1 protein-coding gene is annotated in these 487 nt (G+C 63.0%); it reads left to right on the plus strand.

Annotated elements, in window-relative coordinates; translation table 11 throughout:
- Window positions 1–487: TCP-1/cpn60 chaperonin family protein (locus tag BQ8482_RS39880; RefSeq protein ID WP_280178895.1), on the plus strand; the 487-nt coding region annotated here is incomplete at both ends.

Raw genomic sequence — 487 nt, forward strand, 5'->3', positions numbered from 1 at the left:
GCCGCAACGTCGTCCTCGACAAGTCGTTCGGCGCACCGCGCATCACCAAGGACGGCGTCACCGTCGCCAAGGAGATCGAGCTTGAGGACAAGTTCGAGAACATGGGCGCGCAGATGGTCCGCGAAGTTGCTTCGAAGACCAACGACATCGCCGGCGACGGCACCACGACCGCGACCGTTCTGGCGCAGTCGATCGTCCAGGAAGGTCACAAGGCGGTTGCCGCCGGCATGAACCCGATGGACCTGAAGCGCGGCATCGACCTCGCGGTTAGCGACGTCGTCGCGACGCTGATCAAGAACGCCAAGAAGATCAAGACCTCGGAAGAGGTTGCCCAGGTCGGCACCATCGCCGGCAATGGCGATGCTTCGGTCGGCTCGATGATCGCCGAAGCGATGCAGAAGGTCGGCAATGAGGGCGTCATCACGGTCGAGGAAGCCAAGACCGCCGAGACCGAACTCGAAGTGGTCGAGGGCATGCAGTTCGACCG

Origin of the sequence: Mesorhizobium delmotii (assembly GCF_900149755.1) — a bacterium.
GTDB classification, from domain to species: Bacteria; Pseudomonadota; Alphaproteobacteria; order Rhizobiales; family Rhizobiaceae; genus Mesorhizobium; species Mesorhizobium delmotii.